The sequence below is a fragment of the Streptomyces spiroverticillatus genome, assembly GCA_014650415.1.
GTDB lineage: Bacteria > Actinomycetota > Actinomycetes > Streptomycetales > Streptomycetaceae > Streptomyces > Streptomyces spiroverticillatus.
On record BMUX01000019.1, the window covers coordinates 43,330 to 65,655 of the forward strand.

20 protein-coding genes are annotated in these 22,326 nt (G+C 70.6%); 4 read left to right on the top strand and 16 right to left on the bottom strand.

Annotated features, from left to right (window positions below; translation table 11 throughout):
* Position 1: 1 nt before the first annotated feature.
* From secD to IE269_RS35355, 9 genes are all read right to left on the bottom strand, one after another.
* Positions 2-1,798 carry a protein translocase subunit SecD gene (gene secD / locus IE269_RS35315; RefSeq protein WP_189827374.1) on the bottom strand — a complete coding sequence of 599 codons (1,797 nt, stop codon included), beginning with the start codon at positions 1,796-1,798 and terminating at the stop codon, positions 2-4.
* 147 nt (positions 1,799-1,945) lie between these two features.
* Positions 1,946-2,404: a preprotein translocase subunit YajC gene (yajC, locus tag IE269_RS35320; RefSeq protein ID WP_189827375.1), complete on the bottom strand. Its 459-nt coding sequence runs from the start codon at positions 2,402-2,404 to the stop codon at positions 1,946-1,948.
* A 164-nt stretch (positions 2,405-2,568) separates the two neighbouring features.
* Positions 2,569-3,645 carry a Holliday junction branch migration DNA helicase RuvB gene (ruvB, locus tag IE269_RS35325; protein WP_189827376.1) on the bottom strand — a complete coding sequence of 359 codons (1,077 nt, stop codon included), beginning with the start codon at positions 3,643-3,645 and terminating at the stop codon, positions 2,569-2,571.
* A 47-nt stretch (positions 3,646-3,692) separates the two neighbouring features.
* On the bottom strand, positions 3,693-4,322 hold the full coding sequence (ruvA, locus tag IE269_RS35330; RefSeq protein WP_189827377.1) for a Holliday junction branch migration protein RuvA: 630 nt from the start codon (positions 4,320-4,322) through the stop codon (positions 3,693-3,695).
* The gene (gene ruvC, locus IE269_RS35335) at positions 4,319-4,879 is read right to left on the bottom strand and encodes a crossover junction endodeoxyribonuclease RuvC (protein ID WP_189827378.1); all 561 of its coding nucleotides are present in this window, start codon (positions 4,877-4,879) and stop codon (positions 4,319-4,321) included. The genes ruvA and ruvC overlap by 4 nt, the downstream gene beginning before the upstream one ends.
* A 153-nt stretch (positions 4,880-5,032) precedes the next feature.
* The gene (locus IE269_RS35340) at positions 5,033-5,788 is read right to left on the bottom strand and encodes a YebC/PmpR family DNA-binding transcriptional regulator (RefSeq protein ID WP_189827379.1); all 756 of its coding nucleotides are present in this window, start codon (positions 5,786-5,788) and stop codon (positions 5,033-5,035) included.
* A gap of 76 nt (positions 5,789-5,864) precedes the next feature.
* On the bottom strand, positions 5,865-6,458 hold the full coding sequence (gene pdxT, locus IE269_RS35345) for a pyridoxal 5'-phosphate synthase glutaminase subunit PdxT (protein ID WP_189827380.1): 594 nt from the start codon (positions 6,456-6,458) through the stop codon (positions 5,865-5,867).
* 5 nt (positions 6,459-6,463) lie between these two features.
* On the bottom strand, positions 6,464-7,372 hold the full coding sequence (gene pdxS / locus IE269_RS35350; protein WP_189827381.1) for a pyridoxal 5'-phosphate synthase lyase subunit PdxS: 909 nt from the start codon (positions 7,370-7,372) through the stop codon (positions 6,464-6,466).
* 330 nt (positions 7,373-7,702) lie between these two features.
* Complete coding sequence (locus IE269_RS35355; RefSeq protein ID WP_438817609.1) at positions 7,703-8,245, bottom strand: hypothetical protein; 543 nt, start codon at positions 8,243-8,245, stop codon at positions 7,703-7,705.
* Between the two features lie 164 nt (positions 8,246-8,409).
* On the opposite strand from IE269_RS35355, the gene IE269_RS35360 reads away from it, so the two are divergent.
* Positions 8,410-9,627, top strand: a complete 1,218-nt coding sequence (locus tag IE269_RS35360; protein ID WP_189827383.1) for a thioesterase domain-containing protein — start codon at positions 8,410-8,412, stop codon at positions 9,625-9,627.
* A 52-nt stretch (positions 9,628-9,679) separates the two neighbouring features.
* Here IE269_RS35360 and IE269_RS35365 read toward each other — a convergent pair whose 3' ends face one another.
* From IE269_RS35365 to pgsA, 3 genes are read right to left on the bottom strand one after another with little or no spacing between them, the layout of a single operon-like run.
* Positions 9,680-10,855, bottom strand: coding sequence for a glycosyltransferase family 4 protein (locus tag IE269_RS35365; protein ID WP_189827384.1), 1,176 nt, complete (start codon positions 10,853-10,855; stop codon positions 9,680-9,682).
* Entirely contained in the window at positions 10,852-11,790 is a 939-nt protein-coding gene (locus IE269_RS35370) for a phosphatidylinositol mannoside acyltransferase (RefSeq protein ID WP_189827385.1), read from the bottom strand. The genes IE269_RS35365 and IE269_RS35370 overlap by 4 nt, the downstream gene beginning before the upstream one ends.
* Complete coding sequence (pgsA, locus tag IE269_RS35375) at positions 11,787-12,443, bottom strand: phosphatidylinositol phosphate synthase (protein WP_189827386.1); 657 nt, start codon at positions 12,441-12,443, stop codon at positions 11,787-11,789. Before pgsA ends, IE269_RS35370 begins: the two co-directional genes overlap by 4 nt.
* A gap of 300 nt (positions 12,444-12,743) precedes the next feature.
* Between pgsA and IE269_RS35380 the strand changes: the two genes are divergently transcribed.
* Together IE269_RS35380 and IE269_RS35385 are read left to right on the top strand one after the other, a co-directional pair.
* Entirely contained in the window at positions 12,744-14,948 is a 2,205-nt protein-coding gene (locus IE269_RS35380) for an elongation factor G-like protein EF-G2 (RefSeq protein WP_189827387.1), read from the top strand.
* A gap of 207 nt (positions 14,949-15,155) precedes the next feature.
* The gene (locus IE269_RS35385) at positions 15,156-16,823 is read left to right on the top strand and encodes a hypothetical protein (RefSeq protein WP_189827388.1); all 1,668 of its coding nucleotides are present in this window, start codon (positions 15,156-15,158) and stop codon (positions 16,821-16,823) included.
* 3 nt (positions 16,824-16,826) lie between these two features.
* Here the strand turns inward: IE269_RS35385 and IE269_RS35390 are convergent, their stop codons facing one another.
* From IE269_RS35390 to IE269_RS35405, 4 genes are all read right to left on the bottom strand, one after another.
* Positions 16,827-17,381, bottom strand: a complete 555-nt coding sequence (locus IE269_RS35390) for an HIT family protein (protein ID WP_189827389.1) — start codon at positions 17,379-17,381, stop codon at positions 16,827-16,829.
* A gap of 84 nt (positions 17,382-17,465) precedes the next feature.
* A complete protein-coding gene (thrS, locus tag IE269_RS35395) occupies positions 17,466-19,442 on the bottom strand; it encodes a threonine--tRNA ligase (protein ID WP_189827390.1) in 1,977 nt (658 codons plus the stop codon).
* Between the two features lie 102 nt (positions 19,443-19,544).
* Positions 19,545-20,768, bottom strand: coding sequence for a hypothetical protein (locus IE269_RS35400; protein ID WP_189827391.1), 1,224 nt, complete (start codon positions 20,766-20,768; stop codon positions 19,545-19,547).
* Entirely contained in the window at positions 20,768-21,334 is a 567-nt protein-coding gene (locus IE269_RS35405) for a DUF4365 domain-containing protein (RefSeq protein WP_189827392.1), read from the bottom strand. Before IE269_RS35405 ends, IE269_RS35400 begins: the two co-directional genes overlap by 1 nt.
* 250 nt (positions 21,335-21,584) lie before the next feature.
* Between IE269_RS35405 and IE269_RS35410 the strand changes: the two genes are divergently transcribed.
* A complete protein-coding gene (locus tag IE269_RS35410; protein WP_189827393.1) occupies positions 21,585-22,313 on the top strand; it encodes a 3'-5' exonuclease in 729 nt (242 codons plus the stop codon).
* Positions 22,314-22,326 lie beyond the last annotated feature (13 nt).

Genomic DNA, 22,326 nt, shown 5'->3' on the forward strand with positions numbered 1-22,326 from the left:
CTCACGCCTCCTTCGGTTCGGTGGGAACGACAGAACGGCGGGTGCGGCGCAGCGGGGGCTGCACGCCCAGACGCTTCGGGTCCAGACCGGACCACTTGTGGCCGTTGCCGAAGAACTTGGTCTTCGAGGCGAGCAGCGTCATCAGCGGCTTGGTGAAGAGGAACACCACGACGACGTCGAGCAGGGTGGTCAGACCCAGCGTGAACGCGAAGCCCTGCACCTTGCCGACGGTGACGATGTAGAGCACCACGGCGGACAGCAGCGACACGAAGTCGGACACCAGGATGGTGCGCCGGGCACGCGGCCAGGCCCGCTCGACGGCGGGGCGCAGCGTGCGGCCGTCGCGGATCTCGTCCCGGATGCGTTCGAAGTACACGATGAACGAGTCCGCGGTGATGCCGATCGCGACGATGGCACCGCAGACGGCGGGGAGGTTCAGCGCGAAGCCGATGGCCGGGCCGAGCAGGGCCATGATCGTGTACGTCAGGATGCCGGAGACCAGGAGGCTGAGGAGCGCCACGAAGGACAGACCCCGGTAGTACAGCACCAGGTAGATCACGACGAGGGCGAGACCGATGGCACCGGCGATGAGGCCGGCCTCCAGCTGGTCGCTGCCGAGCGCCGGGGTGACCGTGGTGACGGTCTCTTCCTTGAAGGTCAGCGGCAGGGAGCCGTAGGAGAGGATGTTGCCCAGCTCCTGGGCGGTCTCCTGGGTGAAGCTGCCGGTGATCTCGGCGTTGCCGCTGAGGACCGTGGAGACCGAGGGCGCCGAGACGACGTTGCCGTCGAGGACGATGCCGAACTGGTTCAGCGGCTGCTGGAGCTTCATCAGCTTGCCGGTGGTCTTGGCGAACTTGTCGGAGCCCTCCTTGGTGAACTCCATGTCGACCTTCCACAGCGCGCGCTGGGTGTCGAACGTGCCCGAGGCCTTCTTGACGTCGGTGCCTTCGAGCTCCGCCGGGCCGAGGATGAACTTGTCCCAGCTCTTCCCGTCCCAGACCTTGCCGGTGATGCTCTTGCCGCACGCGATCGTCGGCTCGCTCGGCTTGATGCCGTCGCCGGCCTTCTCACGCTGCTCCGGCTTGGTGCAGTCGAGGGCGGCGAACGCCTTCTCCAGCTTCGCGGTGGCCGGGTCCTGCGCGGGCGGCGTCGTCTTCGGGTCGGGCGTCTTGGAGGCGCCCGGCGTCGGAGTGGGCGTCGGGGCCTTCAGCGCGTCGGTGACGGCACGGCCCTGCGAGGTCTTGGTCGGGTCGGGGGTCGGCGAGGACTTCTTGTCCTTGCTGTCCTTGTCCTTGCCGTCCTTGTCCTTCGGGTCCTTGGCCTCGTCCGGCTTCTTCGTGGACGTCGGGTCGGGCTTCGGCGTCTTGCCCGGGTCCGGGAGCGGCGTGCCCTGCGTCTGGGCGAGCACCTGCCGGAAGTAGAGCTTGGCGGTGGTGCCGACCTGCTCGCGGGCCTGCTTGGAGTTGGTGCCCTTGGGGATGTTGACGATGATGTTGTCCGTGCCCTGGGTCTGCACCTCGGACTCGGAGACACCCATGCCGTTGACGCGCCGCTCCATGATGGCGACGGCCGTGTCCATGTTCGTCTTGTTGATCGCGTTGGGCTGGCCCGGCTCGTTCTGCGCCTTGAGCGTGATGCTCGTACCGCCGGCGAGGTCGATGCCCAGGCGGGGCGTGGTGTGCCCGGATGCGAACATCCCGCCCGCGAGGGCGAGGATCACGATCGTGATCAGTGCCAGGGCGCGCCCCGGCCTGCCCGGGGCCCCCGAGACCTTGCGGCCCTTCTTCGGTGCTGCCACCTTCTCGTTTCTCCCTGTCCAACCGCACGCGCCGGGATGTGCGTCGATGCGGCCACGAAGTGTTGTGGGGGCGGTCCCCCGCAGAGGTATGCACGATCCGCGGACCGCGGCGCTCCCGGTGGGGTGCGCCGCGGTCCGCGGAGGTGGCTACTTCGCGTCGCCCTCGCCGTCGGTCTTCTTGTCCTTCGGCTCGGCGTCGGCCTCGGGCTTCTTGCCGAGGTCGATGCGCGCGGCGTCGGTGTCGTCGGCGGAGTCCGCCGCGGTCAGCGAGGACGCGTCGTCCGGGACGACGGGGGTGTCGGACTCGAGGTCGGCCGCGATCTGCTCGCCGTGGACGATGCGGTTGTACTCCTCGTCGGGGAGGACCGCGCCGATGGCGTTCTTCGCGTAGACGGCGTGGACGCCGGGGGCGACCTCAAGAAGGACCGTGTCGTCGTGAACCTCCTTGACCGTGGCGTACATGCCGCCGATGGTGCGCACGCCGGTGCCGGGCTGCATTTCGTTGCGCATCTGCGCAGCGGCCTGCTGCTTCTTCTTGGCGGACCGGGTCATCAGGAACATGGCCCCGATGAGCACGATGAAGGGGAGGAAGGTCATGAGACTCACGGGACGGAACTTCCTTCGCACGACCGCGACGAGGGCGGCCTGTATATACGGGGGTGGGCATGCCGACGGGAAGGTCGGCATCGGCGGAGTCTAAGCGAGTCCGCGTATCTGGAACAACGTCCAGCATCGCACTGGGGTTCCTGAGCGTGCGAGCCTCCGCGCCGTCACGTCCCGAACAGACCCGGTTGTCCGCCTTTCCCCAGGCCCTGCTGGGGCGGCACGAGCCCCAGGTGCGCCCACGCGGCGGGCGTGGCAACCCGGCCGCGCGGTGTTCTGGCCAGAAGACCTTCTCGTACGAGGAACGGCTCGGCCACTTCCTCCACGGTCTCCCGCTCCTCCCCCACCGCGACGGCGAGGGTGGACAGGCCGACCGGTCCGCCGCCGAAGAGCTTGAGGAGCGCCTCCAGGACGGCCCGGTCGAGGCGGTCCAGGCCGCGCGCGTCCACCTCGTACACCTTCAGGGCGGCGCCGGCGACGTCCTTGTCGATGATGCCGCCGTCGGTCTTGACCTGGGCGTAGTCGCGGACCCGGCGCAGCAGCCGGTTGGCGATGCGGGGGGTGCCCCGGGAGCGGCCGGCGATCTCGGCAGCGCCGTCGGCGGCGATCTCGACGTCGAGGAGGCGGGCGGAGCGGTGGACGACGCGCTCCAGCTCGGCGGGTTCGTAGAACTCCATGTGGCCGGTGAAGCCGAAGCGGTCGCGCAGCGGCGGCGGCAGCAGCCCGGCCCGGGTGGTGGCTCCGACCAGGGTGAAGGGGGGCAGTTCCAGCGGGATCGCGGTGGCGCCGGGGCCCTTGCCGACGATGACGTCGACCCGGAAGTCCTCCATCGCCATGTACAGCATTTCCTCCGCCGGGCGGGACATCCGGTGGATCTCGTCGAGGAAGAGGACCTCGCCCTCCTGGAGGGAGGAGAGGATCGCGGCGAGGTCACCGGCGTGCTGGATGGCGGGCCCGGAGGTGATGCGGATCGGGGCGCCCATCTCGGCGGCGATGATCATCGAGAGGGTGGTCTTGCCGAGGCCGGGGGCACCGGACAGCAGGACGTGGTCGGCGGTGGCCCCGCGCGCCCGGGCGGCCTTCAGCACCAGGTCGAGCTGCTCGCGCACCTTCTCCTGGCCGATGAACTCTTCCAGGTCCTTGGGGCGCAGCGCGGCCTCGACGGCCTGGTCCTCGCCGTCGGCGGAGGAGTCGACCAGCCTCGGATCGGCGGCGGTGTCGGGTCCGGTCTCGTCCCAGTTCATGTGCGGATCGCTCTCGGGTCGGGTGCTGTACGGAGGGACCGTGCGGGTCAGCGGGCGCGGTTGAGGGTCTGGAGGGCGGCCCGCAGCAGCTCCGGCACGGGCGGCTGGGAGCCCGTGGAGAGGGCGGCCTCGGCCTGCGGGGTGACGGCGCTCACCGCCTCGGCGGCCTCGCGGGGGGCGTAGCCGAGGCCGACGAGGGCGGCGCTGAGCTGCTCGGTCCAGGGGGCGGGACCGGGGGCGACGCGCTGGGCGCCGAGCTGTCCGCCGGTGCCGAGCGGGGCTCCGAGCCGGTCCTTCAGCTCCAGCAGCAGCTTCTGCGCACCCTTCTTCCCGATGCCGGGGACGGCGGTGAGCGCCTTCTCGTCACCGGTGGACACCGCGAGGCGCAGCGCGTCGGGGCTGTGCACGGCGAGCATGGCCTGGGCGAGACGGGGGCCGACGCCGCTGGCGGTCTGGAGCAGCTCGAAGACCTGCCGCTCGTCGTCGTCGGCGAAGCCGTACAGCGTGAGCGAGTCCTCCCGTACGACCAGGGAGGTGGCGAGCTTCGCCTCCTGGCCCATGCGCAGGGTGGACAGGGTGTTCGGGGTGCACTGGACGGCCATGCCGACGCCGCCGACCTCGATCACCGCGGTGGTGGGGGCGAGCGCGGCCACCGGGCCACTGACGAAGGCGATCATGAGGTGCGGCCTTTCCTGACGACTGAACGGACGGGTGCGGTACGGGACTTGTGCGCGGCGACGGCCTGCTGGAGCCGGTTCTGCGCGGGGGCCCGCCAGATGTGGCAGATGGCGAGGGCGAGGGCGTCGGCCGCGTCCGCCGGCTTGGGCGGGGCGTCGAGCCGCAGCAGCCGGGTCACCATGGCCCCGACCTGCGCCTTGTCGGCCCGGCCGCTGCCGCTGACGGCGGCCTTGACCTCGCTGGGGGTGTGCAGGGCGACGGGGATGCCGCGCCGGGACGCGCAGAGCATGGCCACGGCGCTGGCCTGGGCGGTGCCCATGACCGTACTGACGTTGTGCTGGCTGAAGACGCGCTCCACGGCGAGGACTTCGGGGCGGTAGTCGTCGAGCCACTGCTCGATGCCCTGCTCGATGGCGACCAGGCGCAGCCCCAACTCGGCGTCGGGAGGCGTCCGTACGACGCCCACTCCGCACATGGTCAGGGGGCGCCCGGCGACGCCTTCGACGACACCGACACCGCACCGGGTCAGCCCCGGGTCCACGCCCAGTACCCTCACGCCGCCCCCTCCTTCGCTCACCTGTTTGTGCAGGCTATCGGCTCGCACTGACAATCAGGGCCGCCAACACAGGCCCGCCGCCGCGGGCCCGGCAACGCGACGGGCCGACGGGAAGGTCTCCCGTCGGCCCGTCGTCGTACCGGCAACCGGCGATCACTCGCCGTCGATCGCCGCCATGACCTTGTCGCTGACGTCGAAGTTGGCGAAGACGTTCTGCACGTCGTCGCTGTCCTCCAGCGCGTCGATCAGCTTGAAGATCTTGCGCGCGCCCTCTTCCTCCAGCTCGACCTGCATGGTCGGGACGAAGTTGGCGTCGGCGGAGTCGTAGTCGATGCCCGCCTCCTGGAGCGCGGTGCGGACCGCGACCAGGTCGGTGGCCTCGCTGAGCACCTCGAAGGTGTCGCCGAGGTCGTTGACCTCTTCGGCACCCGCGTCCAGGACCGCGCCCAGCACGTCGTCCTCGGTGAGCTCGCCCTTGGGGACGATGACGACGCCCTTGCGGTTGAAGAGGTACGACACGGAGCCCGGGTCGGCCATGGAGCCGCCGTTGCGGGTCATGGCGACACGCACGTCGGAGGCGGCACGGTTGCGGTTGTCGGTGAGGCACTCGATGAGCACCGCGACACCGTTCGGGCCGTAGCCCTCGTACATGATCGTCTCGTAGTCGGCGCCACCGGCTTCGAGGCCGGCGCCGCGCTTGACCGCGGAGTCGATGTTCTTGTTCGGGACCGAGCTCTTCTTGGCCTTCTGGATGGCGTCGAAGAGGGTCGGGTTGCCCGCCGGGTCGGCGCCGCCCGTGCGCGCCGCGACCTCGATGTTCTTGATCATCTTCGCGAAGAGCTTGCCGCGCTTGGCGTCAATCACGGCCTTCTTGTGCTTCGTCGTAGCCCATTTAGAGTGGCCGGACATCTGCCTGTCTCCTTCGCGTAACCAATTCTGCTGCGTTCGGCAGAGATCCTACCGGGATCCCCGCCGATGGCTGCGCTCAGGCGGCCGCACGCACCATGTCGACGAACATCGCGTGCATCCGGTGGTCGCCGGTGAGCTCCGGATGGAAGGACGTCGCGAGCGCGTTCTTCTGCCGTACGGCCACGATGTGGTCGCCGTGCTCGGCCAGCACCTCGACCTCCGCGCCGACCGACTCGACCCACGGGGCGCGGATGAAGACGCCCTCGACGGGGCCGCCTTCGACGCCCGTGACGTCGACGGTCGTCTCGAAGGACTCGTTCTGGCGGCCGAAGGCGTTGCGGCGGACGATCATGTCGATGCCGCCCAGGGTCTCCTGGCCCGAACGCGGGTCGAGGATCTTGTCCGCGAGGAGGATCATCCCGGCGCAGGTGCCGTACACGGGCATCCCGGCGGCGATGCGCTCGCGCAGCGGTTCGAGGAGCCCGAAGAGGGTGGCCAGCTTGGAGATGGTGGTGGACTCGCCGCCGGGAATGACCAGCCCGTCGACCTCCGCCAGCTCCTCGGGGCGCCGGACCTCCCGGGCCGTGGCGTCGGCCACGGCCAGGGCGATCAGGTGCTCCCGGACGTCGCCCTGGAGGGCCAGGACGCCGACAACGGGGTTGCTCTTCATACGAGTTACCAGCCCCGGTTGGCGTAGCGCTCGGACTCGGGGAGCGTGTCGCAGTTGATGCCGACCATGGCCTCGCCGAGGTTGCGGGAGGCGTCCGCGATGATCTTCGGGTCGTCGAAGAAGGTGGTGGCGCGGACGATGGCGGCGGCGCGCTTGGCCGGGTCGCCGGACTTGAAGATGCCGGAGCCGACGAAGACGCCCTCGGCACCGAGCTGGCGCATCAGCGCGGCGTCGGCGGGGGTGGCCACACCACCGGCGGAGAAGAGCACCACGGGGAGCTTGCCGAGCTCGGCGACCTCCTTGACCAGCTCGTACGGGGCGCGGAGCTCCTTGGCGGCGGCGAACAGTTCGTTGTTGTCGAAGCCGCGCAGCTTGGCGATCTCGTTCTTGATCTGGCGCAGGTGACGGACGGCCTCGACGACGTTGCCGGTACCGGCCTCGCCCTTCGAGCGGATCATGGCCGCGCCCTCGGCGATGCGGCGCAGGGCCTCGCCCAGGTTGGTGGCGCCACAGACGAAGGGGGTGGTGAACGCCCACTTGTCGGAGTGGTTGACCTCGTCGGCCGGGGTGAGGACCTCGGACTCGTCGATGTAGTCGACGCCGAGCGACTGGAGGACCTGGGCCTCGACGAAGTGGCCGATCCGGGACTTCGCCATGACGGGGATCGACACGGCCTCGATGATCTCTTCGATCATGTTCGGGTCGGACATCCGGGCCACGCCGCCGTCCTTGCGGATGTCGGCCGGGACCCGCTCCAGCGCCATGACGGCGACCGCGCCCGCGTCCTCGGCGATCTTCGCCTGCTCGGCGTTGACGACGTCCATGATCACGCCGCCCTTGAGCTGCTCGGCCATGCCGCGCTTGACGCGGTCGGTGCCGGTGGCCGGGGACTGGGGGGTGGGGGTGCTGGACATGTTCGACCTCGCTCGATGACGAAAGACAGGCGTTAGTGCGATGCGGGCGCGCTGTCGTGTGCCGCACGCTGCCCGCACAGCCGAGGAAACGCCCTGCGACCAGTCCACTGCAAGGGCCAATGGGGAGGCGGTGGATCGTTTTCTCCCCGCGGAGTGGATACGGGGATACGTGCCCGGGCGGTCGCCCTGCGCCACCGCCTACCTTCCCGGGCGGTCGCCCTGCGCCACCACCTACGTGCCCGGGCGGTCGCCCTGCGCCACCGCCTACCTTCCCGGGCGGTCGCCCTGCGCCACCACCTACGTTCCCGGGCGGTCGCCCTCCGCCACCACCTACGTTCCCGGGCGGTCGGCCAGTGCCACCGGGGCCTCGTCGTCCATCTCGAAGGCCATCGGGAACGGGGCGTGCCCGGCCAGCCGGAACCACCGCACCTTGCGGTGCCGGCGCAGGGCGCGGGCGGCCCGTACGGAGTCGTTGTGGAACCGCCGCGCCATCGGCACCCGGCGCACCGCGGCCGCCAGCTCCCCTGCGGCCTCCTCGCCGCCGGGGGCCAGCTTCACCGCCTCCACCTGCTCCTGCTCCCCGAACACCGCCCGCAGCGCCTGGCTCAGCTCGCTCTCGGCGACCTCCCGCTGCTCCTCCTCGGCCTGACGGGCCTCGTGGGCGGCCTGGTACAGCACGATCGACGACGCCGGATCGAGCACCCCGGACGTCGCCAGCTCCTGCGCCACGGAGGCCCGCCGCAGCAGCTGTGCGTCGAGCGCGGCACGGGAGGCGTCGATACGGGCATGCAGGCGGTCCAGCCGCCCGGCGGTCCAACTGAGATACAGACCGATCGCGAACAATCCGACGACGATCCAAATGAGGGTGGTCACGGCCCGCAAGGCTACCGGCGACCGCGCCGCCCCTCGCCACAGCGCCCCGACCGGAAGGTCCCGTACCTGGAGCACCCCCCTTGGAACCCCCGGCCCCCTTCCGCAAGACTGCGACCCCGCCGCGCCGCACGAGCGCGCCGAGACTCCCCGGGGGACAACCACCCATGGACAGACGGACCCTCCTGACCGCAGGCACCGCCGCAGCCCTCGCGAGCACCCTCCCCGCAGCCACCGCCCACGCCGCCCCCACCGCCCCCGACCCCCTCCCCCGCATCGCCCGCACCCTGGACGCCACCCCCTCGCACCTCTCCCACGGCGACGGCTGGACCCACGTCCGTCTCACCCTCCCCGACGCCCCCGTCCCCCTCGGCGTCGACGTCCTCGCCGACACCCGCCGGCCCCCGCAGGGCATCGCCTACCTCCTCCCCGGCGGCGGCCTCAACTTCGCCGCCGACTTCTTCACCCCGCGCGCCCGCAACCTCGCCCACCACTTCCGCTCCCAGGGCTTCCTGGTCATCGGCATCAGCCCCCGCGAGGACCTGGCGAAGCCCGCCGACCTGACGGCCTCCTGGGGCCAGGCGGCGCACAAGGCCGACGCGGCGAAGGTGATCGCCGCCGTCGACGGCGCCCTGCGCCTGCCGTACCAGCTCGTCGGCCACTCGGCGGGAGCCGCCCTCGCCCTCGACCTGGCCTCGACCAACCGTTCGCCGCGCCTTCGCCGGGTGGTGCCGATCGACACGACCGGCCCGTACACGGGCGACCAGCAGGCCCGGGCGGCACGGATGCGGGACGCGATCCAGGCCCAGCTCGACACAGGGGTCCTGTACGGGGACACGGGCCTGAAGGGGCTGGTCTCCCGCGCCCTGACCGACCCGAACGGCGCCTCGCCGGTCCCCCGCCCGCCGGACCCGGCCACCCGCTTCACCCACGCCGCCTTCGCCCACTTCGCACTGATCCGTACGAGCTCGTTCCCCGGCGACACCAACTGGATCTACAAGCAGGGCTACAGCGCGGGCACCTTCGCCTTCGGCGCCACCCCGCTCGACGACCGCTTCTCCCTCACCCACACCCCCCTCGCCACCTGGGGCGAGGCCACGCAGGCCCTCGGCAGCGGCCTGGTCCCGAACGCCCTGCTGCGCGACCTCGCCGCGATATGGGCCGGGGACACCACGACGTACCCCTTCGACTGGTCGGGCATCCGCGCACAGGTCGTCTGGGTCAACGCGGCACTGGGCCGCGGCGACGAACCGCACGGCGCGGAGCTGATACGCGCCGGAGGCAACCGGCAGGTGACCTTCCGGGTCGTCCCCGGCTACGGACACGCGGACCCGGTGTGGAGCACCACGGCGGACCGGGACTTCTGGCCGCTCCTGACCCCGTAAGACACGGGGCTGCGGGGGCACCCGGCCCCCGCAGCCCCACCCTCACACCTGCCTACTCCCGCCCCATCCGCGCCCGGGCCCTCGCCCGCAGCCCGCTCCGCTCCCCCACGTCCTCCGCCGCGACCGCGTTCGCGCCGTCCGTCACCGTCTCGTACACGGCCAGGATGTCGGCCGCGACCGTCGACCAGTCGAAGCGCCGCACGTGCGCCGTGCCCCGCTCGCTCAGCCCGGCCCGCCGCGAGGCGTCGCCCAGCAGCCGCACCGCCGCGTCCGCCAGCGCGTCCGCGTCCTCGTTGGCGAACAGGTCACCGGCCGCGCCCTGGTCCAGGACCTGCGCGAACGCGTCCAGGTCGCTGGCCAGCACCGGCGCGCCCGCCGACATCGCCTCGACCAGGATGATCCCGAAGGATTCCCCGCCCGTGTTGGGCGCGACGTACACATCGACACTGCGCAGCAGCCGCGCCTTGTCCTCGTCGCTGACCATGCCGAGGAACTCCACCCGCGAACGCAGCTCCTCCGGGAGGGAGGCGACGGCCTCCTTCTCGTCGCCGCGCCCCGCGACCAGCAGCCGCGCTCCGGGCCGTTCGGCGAAGATGCGGGGCAGCGCCCTCATCAGCACCGGCAGGCCCTTGCGGGGTTCGTCGATGCGCCCGATGAAGCCGAGGGTCTCGCCCTGCCACTCCTCCTTGGGCTCGGCCTTCGCGAAGAAGTCGACATCCACGCCGTTGGGGATGGTGACGGCGTCCCCGCCCAGGTGCTCCACCAGGGTGCGCCGCGCGTACTCGCTCACCGCGATCCGCGCGCTGATCTTCTCCAGCGCGGGCTGGAGGATCGGATACGCAGCGAGCATGACCCGCGAGCGCGCCGTCGACGTGTGGAAGGTCGCCACGATCGGCCCCTGCGCCGCCCAGCACGTCAGCAGCCCCAGCGACGGCGCGGCCGGCTCGTGGATGTGCACCACGTCGAAGGCCCCGTCGTGCAGCCACTTGCGCACCCGCGCCGCCGACAGGAACCCGAAACTCAGCCGCGCCACCGACCCGTTGTACGGAACCGGAACCGCCCGCCCCGCCGACACCACGTACGGGGGCAGCGGTGTGTCGTCGTCCGCCGGAGCCAGCACCGACACCTCGTGCCCGAGCCCGATCAAATGCTCCGCGAGGTCCCGGATGTGGAACTGGACGCCGCCCGGCACGTCCCACGAATACGGGCAGACGATGCCGACCTTCACTCCTGGCCCTCCCGCCGGGGCTCCAGATCCGCGGTCCACAGCCTCTGCAGCATGTGCCAGTCCTCCGGATGCTCGGCGATCCCGGTGGCGAAGGCATCGGCCAGCGCCTGGGTCATCGTGGACGTCTTCTCGCTGCGCGTGCCCGTCTCGGGCACGTCGACCGGCGGGTGCACACGCCCCCGCATCGCCCTCGGCCCGTCGTACCAGAGCGTCACGGGCAGCAGCAGCGCCCCCGTCTGCTGCGCGAGCATCGCGGGCCCGGCGGGCATCCTAGCGCTCTCGCCGAAGTACTTGACCTCGACGCCCGAGGCGGACAGGTCCCGGTCGGCGACCAGGCAGACCAGCCCGCCGCCGCGCAGCCTGCGCGCCAGCGTCCCGAAGGCGGAGCCGCCCGTGTGCGGGAGGACCTCCATGCCGAGGCTCTCGCGGTACGCCACGAACCTGTCGTACAGGGACTCCGGCTTCAGCCGCTCGGCGACCGTCGTGAAGGGATACCCGAGGTGGCTGGTGACCCAGACGCCCGCCAGGTCCCAGTTCCCCATGTGCGGCAGCGCGAGCACCACGCCCCGGCCGCTCTCCAGCGCCTCGGTTATCCGGTGCTTGTCGGTGATGCGGACATCGGCGGCGATCCGTTCCGGCGTCCACGAGGGCAGCCGGAAGGACTCCATCCAGTACCGCATGTACGAGCGCATGCCCGCCCGGGACAGTTCCCGCAGCCGGGCCTCGCTCGCGTCGGGGACGACCCGGGCGAGGTTGGACTCCAGGCGCAGCACGCTCTTGCCGCGCCGCTTCCAGGTCTGGTCGGCGATGGTGCGGCCGAGCCGGTCGACCACCGGCTCGGGGAGCTTCTTCACACCGGCCCAGCCGAGCCCGTACAACCCGTCGACCAGCCGGTCCTTCGCCGAAAGCTTCTCTTCCTCAGCGGGCTTGCTCATGACGTGGCCCCGTTCCCCGTCGCCGCGTCCGCCTCGGCGGACTCCCGGCGCACCGTCACCACCCTTTGCCCCAGCGTCACCAGGGACCCCACGGCGACGACCCACAGCGCGATCGGCAGCAGGATCTCCACACCGGGCAGCCCGAACGTGTGCAGACCGGCGACACCGGCCGCGACCAGCGTGATCACGAGCCGCTCCGCCCGCTCGACCAGACCGTTGACCGCCACCGGCAGCCCGATGGCCTCACCGCGGGCCTTCGTGTACGACACGACCTGGCCGCTCGCGAGACAGAAGATGGACACCGCGCACAGCACGTTGTCGTTGCCGTTGCCCGCGTACCAGAGGGCGAGCCCGCCGAAGATGCCCGCGTCGGCCACCCGGTCCAGCGTCGAGTCGAGGAACGCGCCCCACCTGCTGGACACCCCGGCCTGCCGGGCCATGTTGCCGTCGACCAGGTCGGAGAAGACGAAGAGGGTGATGACGATGGTGCCCCAGAAGAACTCCCCGCGAGGGAAGAAGACCAGCGCACCCGCCATCACCCCGGCAGTGCCGACGAGCGTGACCGCATCCGGACTCACTCCCCGGCGGAGCAGAAATGCGGCAAACGGTGTGAGGACACGCGTGAAGAATGCACGCGCGTACTTGTTCAGCATGGCCTTCCCGAGGGGTCGGATCGCCGAGCGGCCCCTATGGCCACCGGCTGGCCCATCGTAGCCACGACCGCCCGACCGCACCGCCGGGCACCCGCCGACCGCCGTGTCCCTACGACAGATGGCCGCACTCCCGGCCTCGTACCGGAGCCAAACACGCAACGGACCGGGGTATGGACGCACAGTGACCCGAGTGGAAAGCTCGAATGACCGCGGGCGTCACCGGTGCCGCCACGCCGCTGCGGCTCCTTGCGTCCGCGCCCTTCTCCTCACCGTGCACATTTCCTCGGGAGGCCGGAAACCATGGGCGACAAGAGTCACACGAGCGCACACCCCGGAGCCGCCGGCAGGGCTCCAATGGCCGACCGCCCCGCATCCGTACGGAACGTGGTGCTGGTCGGCCACAGCGGATCGGGCAAGACCACCCTGGTGGAGGCCCTCGCGCTCGCCGCGGGGGCAGTAAACCGGGCGGGCCGCGTCGAGGACGGCACGACCGTCTCCGACCACGACGAGATCGAGCACCGCCAACAACGGTCCGTACAGCTCTCCCTCGTCCCCGTCGAATGGGACGGCATCAAGATCAACCTCATCGACACCCCCGGCTACGCCGACTTCGTCGGGGAACTGAGGGCCGGTCTGCGGGCTGCGGACGCGGCCCTCTTCGTCGTCTCCGCCTCCGACGGCGTCGACGGCGCGACCCGCATGGTGTGGGAGGAGTGCGCGGCCGTCGGCATGCCGCGCGCCATCGTGGTGACCCACCTGGAAGCCGCCCGCGCCAACTTCGAGTCCATGACGGACTTCTGCGCCTCGGCCTTCGGCAACGACGACCCCGACGCCGTCCTCCCGCTCTACCTGCCCCTGTACGGGGACCACGGGCCCGACGGGCACGCCCCCGTCGCCGGACTCCTCGGCCTGCTCTCGCAGCAGATCTACGACTATTCGTCCGGCGAACGCAAGGAACTCGCCCCCGACCCCGCCCAGCTCCCCCGCATCGAGGCGGCCCGCAACCGGCTCATCGAGGGCATCATCGCCGAGAGCGAGGACGAGTCCCTGATGGACCGCTACCTCGACGGCGAGGACATCGACCTCAAGACCCTCATCGACGACCTCGAACGGGCCGTCGCCCGCGGCACCTTCCACCCCGTCCTCGCCGCCGCGCCCGCCCCCGAGGGCAGCCGCCAAGGCCTCGGCACGGTGGAGATCCTGGAGCTGATCACCGGCGGCTTCCCGACCCCCGCCGAACACGAACTCCCCGCCGTCACCACCCCGCAGGGCACGCCCGCACCCCCAATGACCTGCGACCCGGCGGGCCCGCTGGTCGCCGAGGTGGTCAAGACCGCCTCCGACCCGTACGTCGGCCGGATCTCCCTGGTCCGCGTCTTCTCCGGGACGCTGCGCCCCGACGAGACCGTCCACGTCTCCGGCCACGGCATGGCCGACCGGGGACACGCGGACCACGATGTCGACGAACGCGTCGGCGCGCTCTCCTCCCCCTTCGGCAAACAGCAGCGCACCCTCTCCCACGTCATCGCCGGCGACCTCGCCTGCGTGGCCAAACTCACCCGCGCCGAGACCGGCGACACCCTCTCCGCCCGGGACAACCCGCTGCTCATGGAGCCCTGGCAGATGCCCGACCCGCTCCTCCCCCTCGCCATCCAGGCCCACAGCAAGGCCGACGAGGACAAGCTCTCGCAAGGCCTCGCCCGCCTCGTCGCCGAGGACCCCACCATGCGCCTGGAGCAGAACCAGGCCACCCGCCAGCTCGTCCTGTGGTGCCTGGGCGAGGCCCACCGCGACGTCGCCCTCGAACGACTGCGCTCCCGGTACGGAGTCCAGGTCGACGCCGTCGACCACAAGGTGTCCCTGCGCGAGACCTTCGGTGAGAAGACCGCCGGGCGCGGCAGGCACGTCAAACAGTCCGGCGGCCACGGCCAGTACGCCATCTGCGAGATCGACGTCGAGCCACTGCCACCCGGTACCGGCATCGAATTCGTCGACAAGGTGGTCGGCGGTGCGGTGCCACGCCAGTTCATCCCCTCCGTCGAGAAGGGCGTACGCGCCCAGGCCGCCCGCGGCCTGGCCACCGGGTATCCGCTCGTCGACGTACGGATCACTCTGCGGGACGGCAAGGCCCACTCCGTGGACTCCTCCGACGCCGCATTCCAGACGGCGGGGGCCCTCGCCCTGCGCGAGGCCGCCGCCGACGCCCGCATCGACCTCCTCGAACCGGTCGCCTCCGTCACCGTCCTGGTCCCCGACGACTACGTCGGCCCGGTGATGAGCGACCTGTCCGGCAGGCGCGGGCGGGTCGTCGGCACCGAACAGGCGGGCCACGGCCGCACCCTGGTGCGGGCCGAGGTCCCCGAGATCGAGATCGGCCGGTACGCCGTCGACCTGAGGTCCGTCTCGCACGGCACGGGCCGCTTCCACCGCACGTACGCCCGACACGAACCCATGCCTCCACAGATCGCAGGCAAATTCCGCGAACAGGAGCATAACGGCAGCTAGTTGACGCCTAGTTGACCGATTTGCGGCAATGCCGCCCGCCCAATTCCCTTGCGGTGGGCGGCATTCCGCGCTCCCATGACGGAAAGGACCAAGCGTCGATACGCTGTGACCCCAGCTCAGAAGGTGTGCGGGGCGCGGCGGTTGGGAACAACGCCAAGTTGCGGGAACGACGTGGAGAGCACAGGGCTCCACGGACGCGGACGGTCGATGGGGGCGGTAGTGGCGGACTCGGGATTCGACTTCACACCCGGTGCACAGGTACCGCTCCTGGGCGCGGCCGGACAGACCGCGGCGACCAACGCGCTCGCCTCCGCGGCGTACCGCGACAGCCCGGTGACCGTCCTGCTGGACGCGAACAACGAATGGCACAAGTCCGACGTGAAGAAGGGCAAACTGTCCCTCTTCGAACCCGACCTCGGCGAGGCCTTCTCCCGCGCCGTACGGGTCCGGATGCTCGGCGGCGCCCGCAATGCCCTCATCCAGTCCTTCGGCACCGAACCGCAGACCGTCGTCGAACACTGCCTCGCCGCGATCAACATCCGCAAGGCCCGCGACACCAAACTCACCATCATCATGGCCGTCTTCGGCCTGCTCTTCCTGCCCGGACTCCTCATCTGGCTCGCGGTCTTCCAACTGCGCCGCACCATCGCCGGAGCCAAGGACAAGAAGTCCGGCGCCCTCGGCACGGCGCTCCTGGTGGCCGTCGGCGGCCTCGCCGTCATCTTCCTGATCAAGCTGCCGTTCGACGGGATACTCGGCATCTACCTGCGCGCCATGGTCGTCGCACCGGTGATCGGCTGGCTCTGGGCCAAGCAGGTCTGCGAATCCACCGCCAAGGACCTGCGGGACCGCTGGTCCTCCCTGCTCGGCGGCGGCAGCGTCGGCCCCAAGATCCCCGAGGCCGTCCCCCGCGACCCCAGCCAGAGCACCGCCGAGGAACTCCGCCAGGGCCTCGCCCGGCTCACCGCCGAGCAGCAGTCCAACTCGGTCTTCTACGCCGGCCCCAAGGGCATACTCGGCATGGGCACCCGCTGGGGCAGCTGGCAGCTCGCCGAAGAACTCAGCCCCGCCGACCCCGGCAAGGAGATCCACGGCTTCCGCAGCTGGGACGTCATCCGCGCCATCCACGACCAGCTGCGCATGCTGGAGCGCAGCACCCTGCACACCAACGGTTTCCCGACCCCCTCGGTCAAACACTGGATCGTCGCCCCGGTCGGCGAGAACGCGGGCGAGGTCAGCCGCCCCGACGGCCAGGACGTCGACCAGTACCAGATCAAGACCCACGAGATACAGCGCATCTGCAACGAGCAGCAGTTCGGCGCGGGCAACCGGCACTACCTCGGCGTCCAATTCACCCTGTGGGACGGCCAGTTGGTCATCACCATGCTCATCACGGTGACCGTCCTGCACGAGACCCTGCGCATCGAGGTCACCGGTCACGCGCTCGGCCCGGTGCACTCCCTGTTCACCACGAAGCCCAAGGCCAAGACGGTCACGGTCAGCAAGACGGTGCGCTTCTGGGAGACCAAGGAACGGCAGCTCCCCCTCATGGAGACCAGCGACGTCGTCCGCCTGAGCGTGCGCGCCCCGTTCACCTGGTTCCCGAACGTCCTGGACTTCCTCGGCGGCAAGCTCTCCCTGCCCGAGCCCTTCGGCCTGCGGCACGTGTGGGCCGAGAAGCCCTGGCGGCACCGCTTCATGGCGGACGACGCCCTGCGCGCGGCGACGCCCGTCCTGCGGGTCGTGCACACGGCCGCGATCAAGGTCCTGGAGGACCACGGAGTCGACACCGAACGCTTCAGCGGGCGTTCGACGTTCCTCAGCGGCATGATCCAGGACCCGTCACCGCGCAAGGCCGACCTGTACGACGCGTAAGCGCTACGCGCTCTCCGGCCACACGTCGGCGAGCATCTTCCGGGTGTCCGCGAGGAGCTGCGGCAGCACCTTGGTGTGCCCGACGACCGGCATGAAGTTGGTGTCCCCGCCCCAGCGGGGCACCACGTGCTGGTGCAGGTGCGCGGCGATCCCGGCACCGGCGGCGGAGCCCTGGTTCATCCCCAGGTTGAACCCGTGCGCCCCGGACGCCTTCCGCAGTGCGGTCATCGCCTTCTTGGTGAAGAGGGCGAGCTCGGCGGTCTCGGCGTCGTCCAGCTCCGTGTAGTCGGCGACGTGCCGGTACGGCATGACCATCATGTGGCCGCCGTTGTAGGGGTACAGGTTCATGATCGCGAAGACGCTCGTTCCGCGCGCGACGATCAGCGACTCCTCGTCGCTGTGCTTCGGAGCCTCGCAGAAGGGACAGCCGTCCCCGGACCCCGGTCCGGTCGGCTTGTTCTCACCCTGGATGTACGCGATCCGGTGGGGCGTCCACAGCCGCCCGAACCCGTCCGGCTCACCCACCGGTCCACTCTGCTGCTCCGGCTCACTCGTCATGCGGAAAGCATAGGCGTACGACCTGGGAGAACGGCAGAGAGGGCGGCTCCCCGAAGGGAACCGCCCTCATCCGCGCTCTTACGGTCAGACCTGGACGCGGCGCTCCACCACGTCGACCAGCTTCGCGATCGCGTCGGCCTTCGGAATGCCGTTCTCCTGCGAGCCGTCGCGGTAGCGGAACGACACCGTGCCCGCCGCCATGTCTTCATCACCCACGATGATCATGAACGGGGTCTTCTGCTTCTGATGCGTGCGGATCTTCTTCTGCATCCGGTCGGACGAGGCGTCCACCTCGACCCGCAGCCCCTTCTTCTTCGCCTCGGCGGCGAACTCCTGGAGGTACGGGATGTGACCGTCACCGATCGGGATGCCGACCGCCTGGACGGGCGCCAGCCACGCCGGGAACGCGCCCGCGTAGTGCTCAAGCAGCACCGCGAAGAAGCGCTCGATCGAGCCGAACAGCGCGCGGTGAATCATGACCGGCTGCTGCTTCGACCCGTCCGGCCCGGTGTACTCCAGGTTGAAGCGCTCCGGAAGATTGAAGTCGAGCTGCACGGTCGACATCTGCCAGGTCCTGCCAATGGCGTCACGCGCCTGCACCGAGATCTTCGGCCCGTAGAAGGCAGCCCCACCCGGGTCCGGAACCAGGGGCAGCCCCTGCTTCTCGGCAACCTGCTGGAGCGTCGCGGTGGCCTCTTCCCAGATCTCGTCCGAGCCGACGAACTTTTCCGGATCCTTGGTGGACAGCTCCAGGTAGAAGTCGGTCAGACCGTAGTCGCGCAGCAGCCCGAGGACGAAGGTGAGCGTCTTGTCGAGCTCCTCCGCCATCTGCTCCTTGGTGCAGTAGATGTGCGCGTCGTCCTGCGTGAAGCCCCGGGCACGGGTCAGACCGTGCACGACGCCCGACTTCTCGTACCGGTACACGGTGCCGAACTCGAAGAGGCGCAGCGGCAGTTCACGGTAGGAGCGCCCGCGCGCATCGAAGATCAGGTTGTGCATCGGGCAGTTCATGGGCTTGAGGTAGTAGTCCGTGCCCTCGTCGAGCTGCATGGGCGGGTACATGCCGTCGGCGTACCAGTCCAGGTGCCCCGACTGCTCGAAAAGCTTCCCCTTCGTGGCGTGCGGGGTATAGACGAACTCGTACCCCTCCTCCTCGTGCCGGCGGCGCGAGTAGTCCTCCATGACCCGGCGGATGATGCCGCCCTTGGGGTGGAAGACCGCGAGGCCGGAGCCGATCTGCTCCGGGACGGAGAAGAGGTCCAGCTCGTTGCCGAGCTTGCGGTGGTCGCGCTTCTCGGCCTCGGCGAGGAACTCCAGGTACGCCTTCAGCTCGTCCTTCGACGGCCACGCGGTGCCGTAGATGCGCTGGAGCATCGGGTTCTTCTCGCTGCCGCGCCAGTAGGCGGCGGCATTGCGCATCAGCTTGAAAGCCGGAATGTTGCGGGTCGAAGGCAGGTGCGGCCCGCGGCACAAGTCCTTCCAGCACAGCTCGCCGGTCTTCGCGTCGAGGTTGTCGTAGATGGTCAGCTCGCCGCCGCCCACCTCGACGTCCGCGCCGTCGTCGCTCGAAGCCGAACCCTTGATGCCGATGAGCTCCAGCTTGTACGGCTCGTTCGCGAGCTCCTCGCGGGCCGCCTCGTCGCTGACCACCCGACGCGAGAACTTCTGCCCCCGCTTCTGGATGACCTGCATCTGCTTCTCGATCGCCTTGAGGTCCTCCGGGGTGAAGGGCTTCTCGACGTCGAAGTCGTAGTAGAACCCGTCCTTGACCGGCGGGCCGATGCCCAGCTTGGCCTCGGGGAAGAGCTCCTGCACGGCCTGCGCCATGACGTGCGCGGTGGAGTGGCGCAGGATGTTGAGGCCGTCCTCGGAGGTGATCTCGACGGGCTCGACCTCCTCGCCGTCCTGCACCGCGTAGCTGAGGTCCTTCAGCTCACCGGCCACGCGGGCGGCGACGATCGAGCGCTCGCCGGCGAAGAGCTCGGCTGCCGTAGTGCCCGTCGTCACCACGCGCTCTTCCCGCTCGGAATCGCGTTGGATGATCACACGGACGTCTGACACCGGTCTCTCCTGACTGAGGGGGTACGTGCCTGTGGAAGCGGCACGCCCCCGAATCGTACCGAGCGACCGGCCCCTCTCGCGAAACGGTATTCGTCCGGCCCCTCACTCCTCCCCGCTGCACGCCTCCTCGAAGAAGTCCAGGTTCTCGTGCAGCGCCTTCATCAGCCGGTCCCGTTCCGCTTCGTCCACCTGTACCGGAGCCACCCCGACCGCCCCCGTCAGCCGCCGGAATCCGCCCCTGCGCTCCAGCCGCCCGCCGACCTGGATGGGCAGCCCGACCAGATGTGCGTGCCCGGCGATCCGGTACGCCTCCTCGTCCAGTACGAGCCGTACGTGCGGCACCTCCGCCCCGGCCAGCACCCGCAGCCGTACCGTCCCGCCGCCCCGCGGGTCCGACCTGCGCATCCGTACCACCGCCCCGGTGATCCGCACCGGCACCGACGGCTCGTCCCGCAGATAGCGCGCCCCCGCCGAGCGGAGCGCGGGCAGGTCCCCGGGCGAGAACTCCACGACCTCCGGCCGCACCGCGCACCCGGGCGGCGCCCCGGCCGCCGGCGCCCAGTCCAGAGCGATCCGCGCACCCTCCGCACCCTGCACCAACGCGACGACGGCCTCCGTCAGTTCATGGCTGACTCCCGCCTCGACGGCCGCGTCGAACGCCTCCATCCCCCCGGTGGCCCGCTGGTAGTCCGTGGCTTCCCGCGCCGCGTGCAGCGCGTGGTGCAGCCGTACGACGGTGCCGCGCCCGCCCGCCACCGGTACGAAGGCCGTCAGCTTCCGCCCGCCCGTCGCGGCCCCGACCAGCACGCCCTCCAGCGAGGCCTGCGCCTGACGCCGGTGCCGTGCCCCGTAGTACCCGGCGCGCCCGCGCGCGGCGAGCGCCCCGGCGAGCAGCATCTGCCGGGCCGCCGCCCGCAGCTTCTCCTGCGCGGGCCAGGCGGCTGCTCCCGTCACTTCTTCGGGCACGTCGCGCGACCAGCGGATCTCGTCGCTGGGCACGGCGAGCTGGACCAGCACTTCGCGCGCGGAGGGTGCGGGGCAGCGTTCCAGGGCGTACAGCGCCTCCCCGAGCAGGTCCTCGCTGTCGGGGAAGGCACGCGATTCCGGTACGAGGAGGCTCGTGCCCCGGCCGGAGGGGCCGGGCGGTGTCCAGCGGGCGTAGCGGCCGGCGGCTCCGCCGCGCCGCTGCCAGCCGTGCCGGGCGAGGAGGGTGCCGAGGACGGCGGGGTCGACCTGGGCGGGTTCGGGGCCGCCGCCGTCCCAGCTGCCGGGGGGTTCCCCGGGGTGCGGTCGTCCGGAGTCGTCGATGGGCCGGTACCGGTGCATCAGGGTCTCCCTCCCTCCCCGACGCGGGTCATGATCTCGCAGAGGGCTCGGTCGTCGAATATCCGCGAGGTGGGGACCCGCACGTTGGTCCTGTGCCTGCCGGTCACCGGGTGTCCGGCCAGGTTGATCCAGTAGCAGCAGTGCCGCAGGTCGAGCCGGTCGTGCCCGGCGCGCAGCCAGTCGTCGCGGCTGCGCGGCACGAGCATCACGACCAGGATCTTGTGCACCGAGACGGGGGTGCGCGCCAGCTTCACCAGGTGGTCGTTGTCGAGGGTGAAGGAGAAGGCGGCGCCCGGTGGGTGCGGGGCGATCTGGTACGTGCACTTGAGCTGGACCTTGATGGTCACTTCGTCGTCGATGGTGTGCACGGGGGATCCGTGGCTGACGTGCCAGTCGATTCCGTTGTCCGGAAACGGCTGGGAGAGCGAGCAGCCCGCGGCTGCCGCGACTGCGTGCAGATAGCCCACCTGGAGTGTCTCCATGCAGGCGGTGGTGGCGAGCGCGCCTCTGAGCGGGGTGGTCCGCTCGGGCAGCAGCCCGCCCGGTTCGGGCTGCGTGAGCGCCATGGCTGACGTGTGCCTTCCGGGCCGTGCCGATCGATGGGTGCCGCGTTGGTGCCGCATTGACGCCGCGATGGGTGCCGCGATGCTTTTCGACTGGTAATCGACGGACCATCAACTCCCCTGGCCGTCACCTGTGTTGTCTCCGTACGGCTTATGGCGTAAACGGCCCGGGTATCACCGCTTCGGGCAGAAAGCGCACCGGGTCCGTTCCGTGAGCACGCCGTCTGCCGTCGGAGCATGAGGAGTTGGGGACATGACGTGCTGGTACGAGGGGCCCTTGGCGGCCTTCGACACGGAGACCACGGGTGTGGACGTGGAGGGTGACCGGATAGTTTCGGCCGCTCTCGTCGTGCAGGACGCCGCGGGGTCGCGCTTCCGGGCCACCAAGTGGCTGGTGAATCCGGGTGTTCCGGTGCCCGCGGGGGCCACCGAGATCCACGGGCTGACGGACGAGCACCTCCAGCGCAACGGCCGGTGGCCGTCGCCGGTGATGGAGGAGATAGCGCGGGCGCTGGCCGAGCAGTGCGCGGCGGGCCGCCCGCTGGTGATCATGAACGCGCCGTTCGATCTGACGTTGCTGGACCGGGAGTTGCGGCGGCACCGGGCGTCGTCGCTGGGCCGCTATCTGGAAGCGCGGCCGTTGCACGTACTGGACCCGCGGGTCCTGGACAAGCATCTGGACCGGTACCGCAAGGGCCGCCGCACCCTCACCGATCTGTGCGCGCACTACGGCGTGGAGTTGGACGGGGCGCACGACGCGGTGGCGGACGCGACGGCGTCGCTGGAGCTGGTGCGGGCCGTGGGCCGGCGTTTCTCGGCCCGGCTGGAGCGGCTCTCCCCGGCGGAGCTGCACACGCTCCAGGCGGTGTGGCATGCGGCGCAGGCGCGCGGTCTCCAGGCCTGGTTCGCCCGCAACGGTTCCGACGAGGCGGTCGATCCGGCGTGGCCGCTGCGCCCCGAGGTGCGTGCCCAGGCGGCCTGATCGGGCGGCCCGG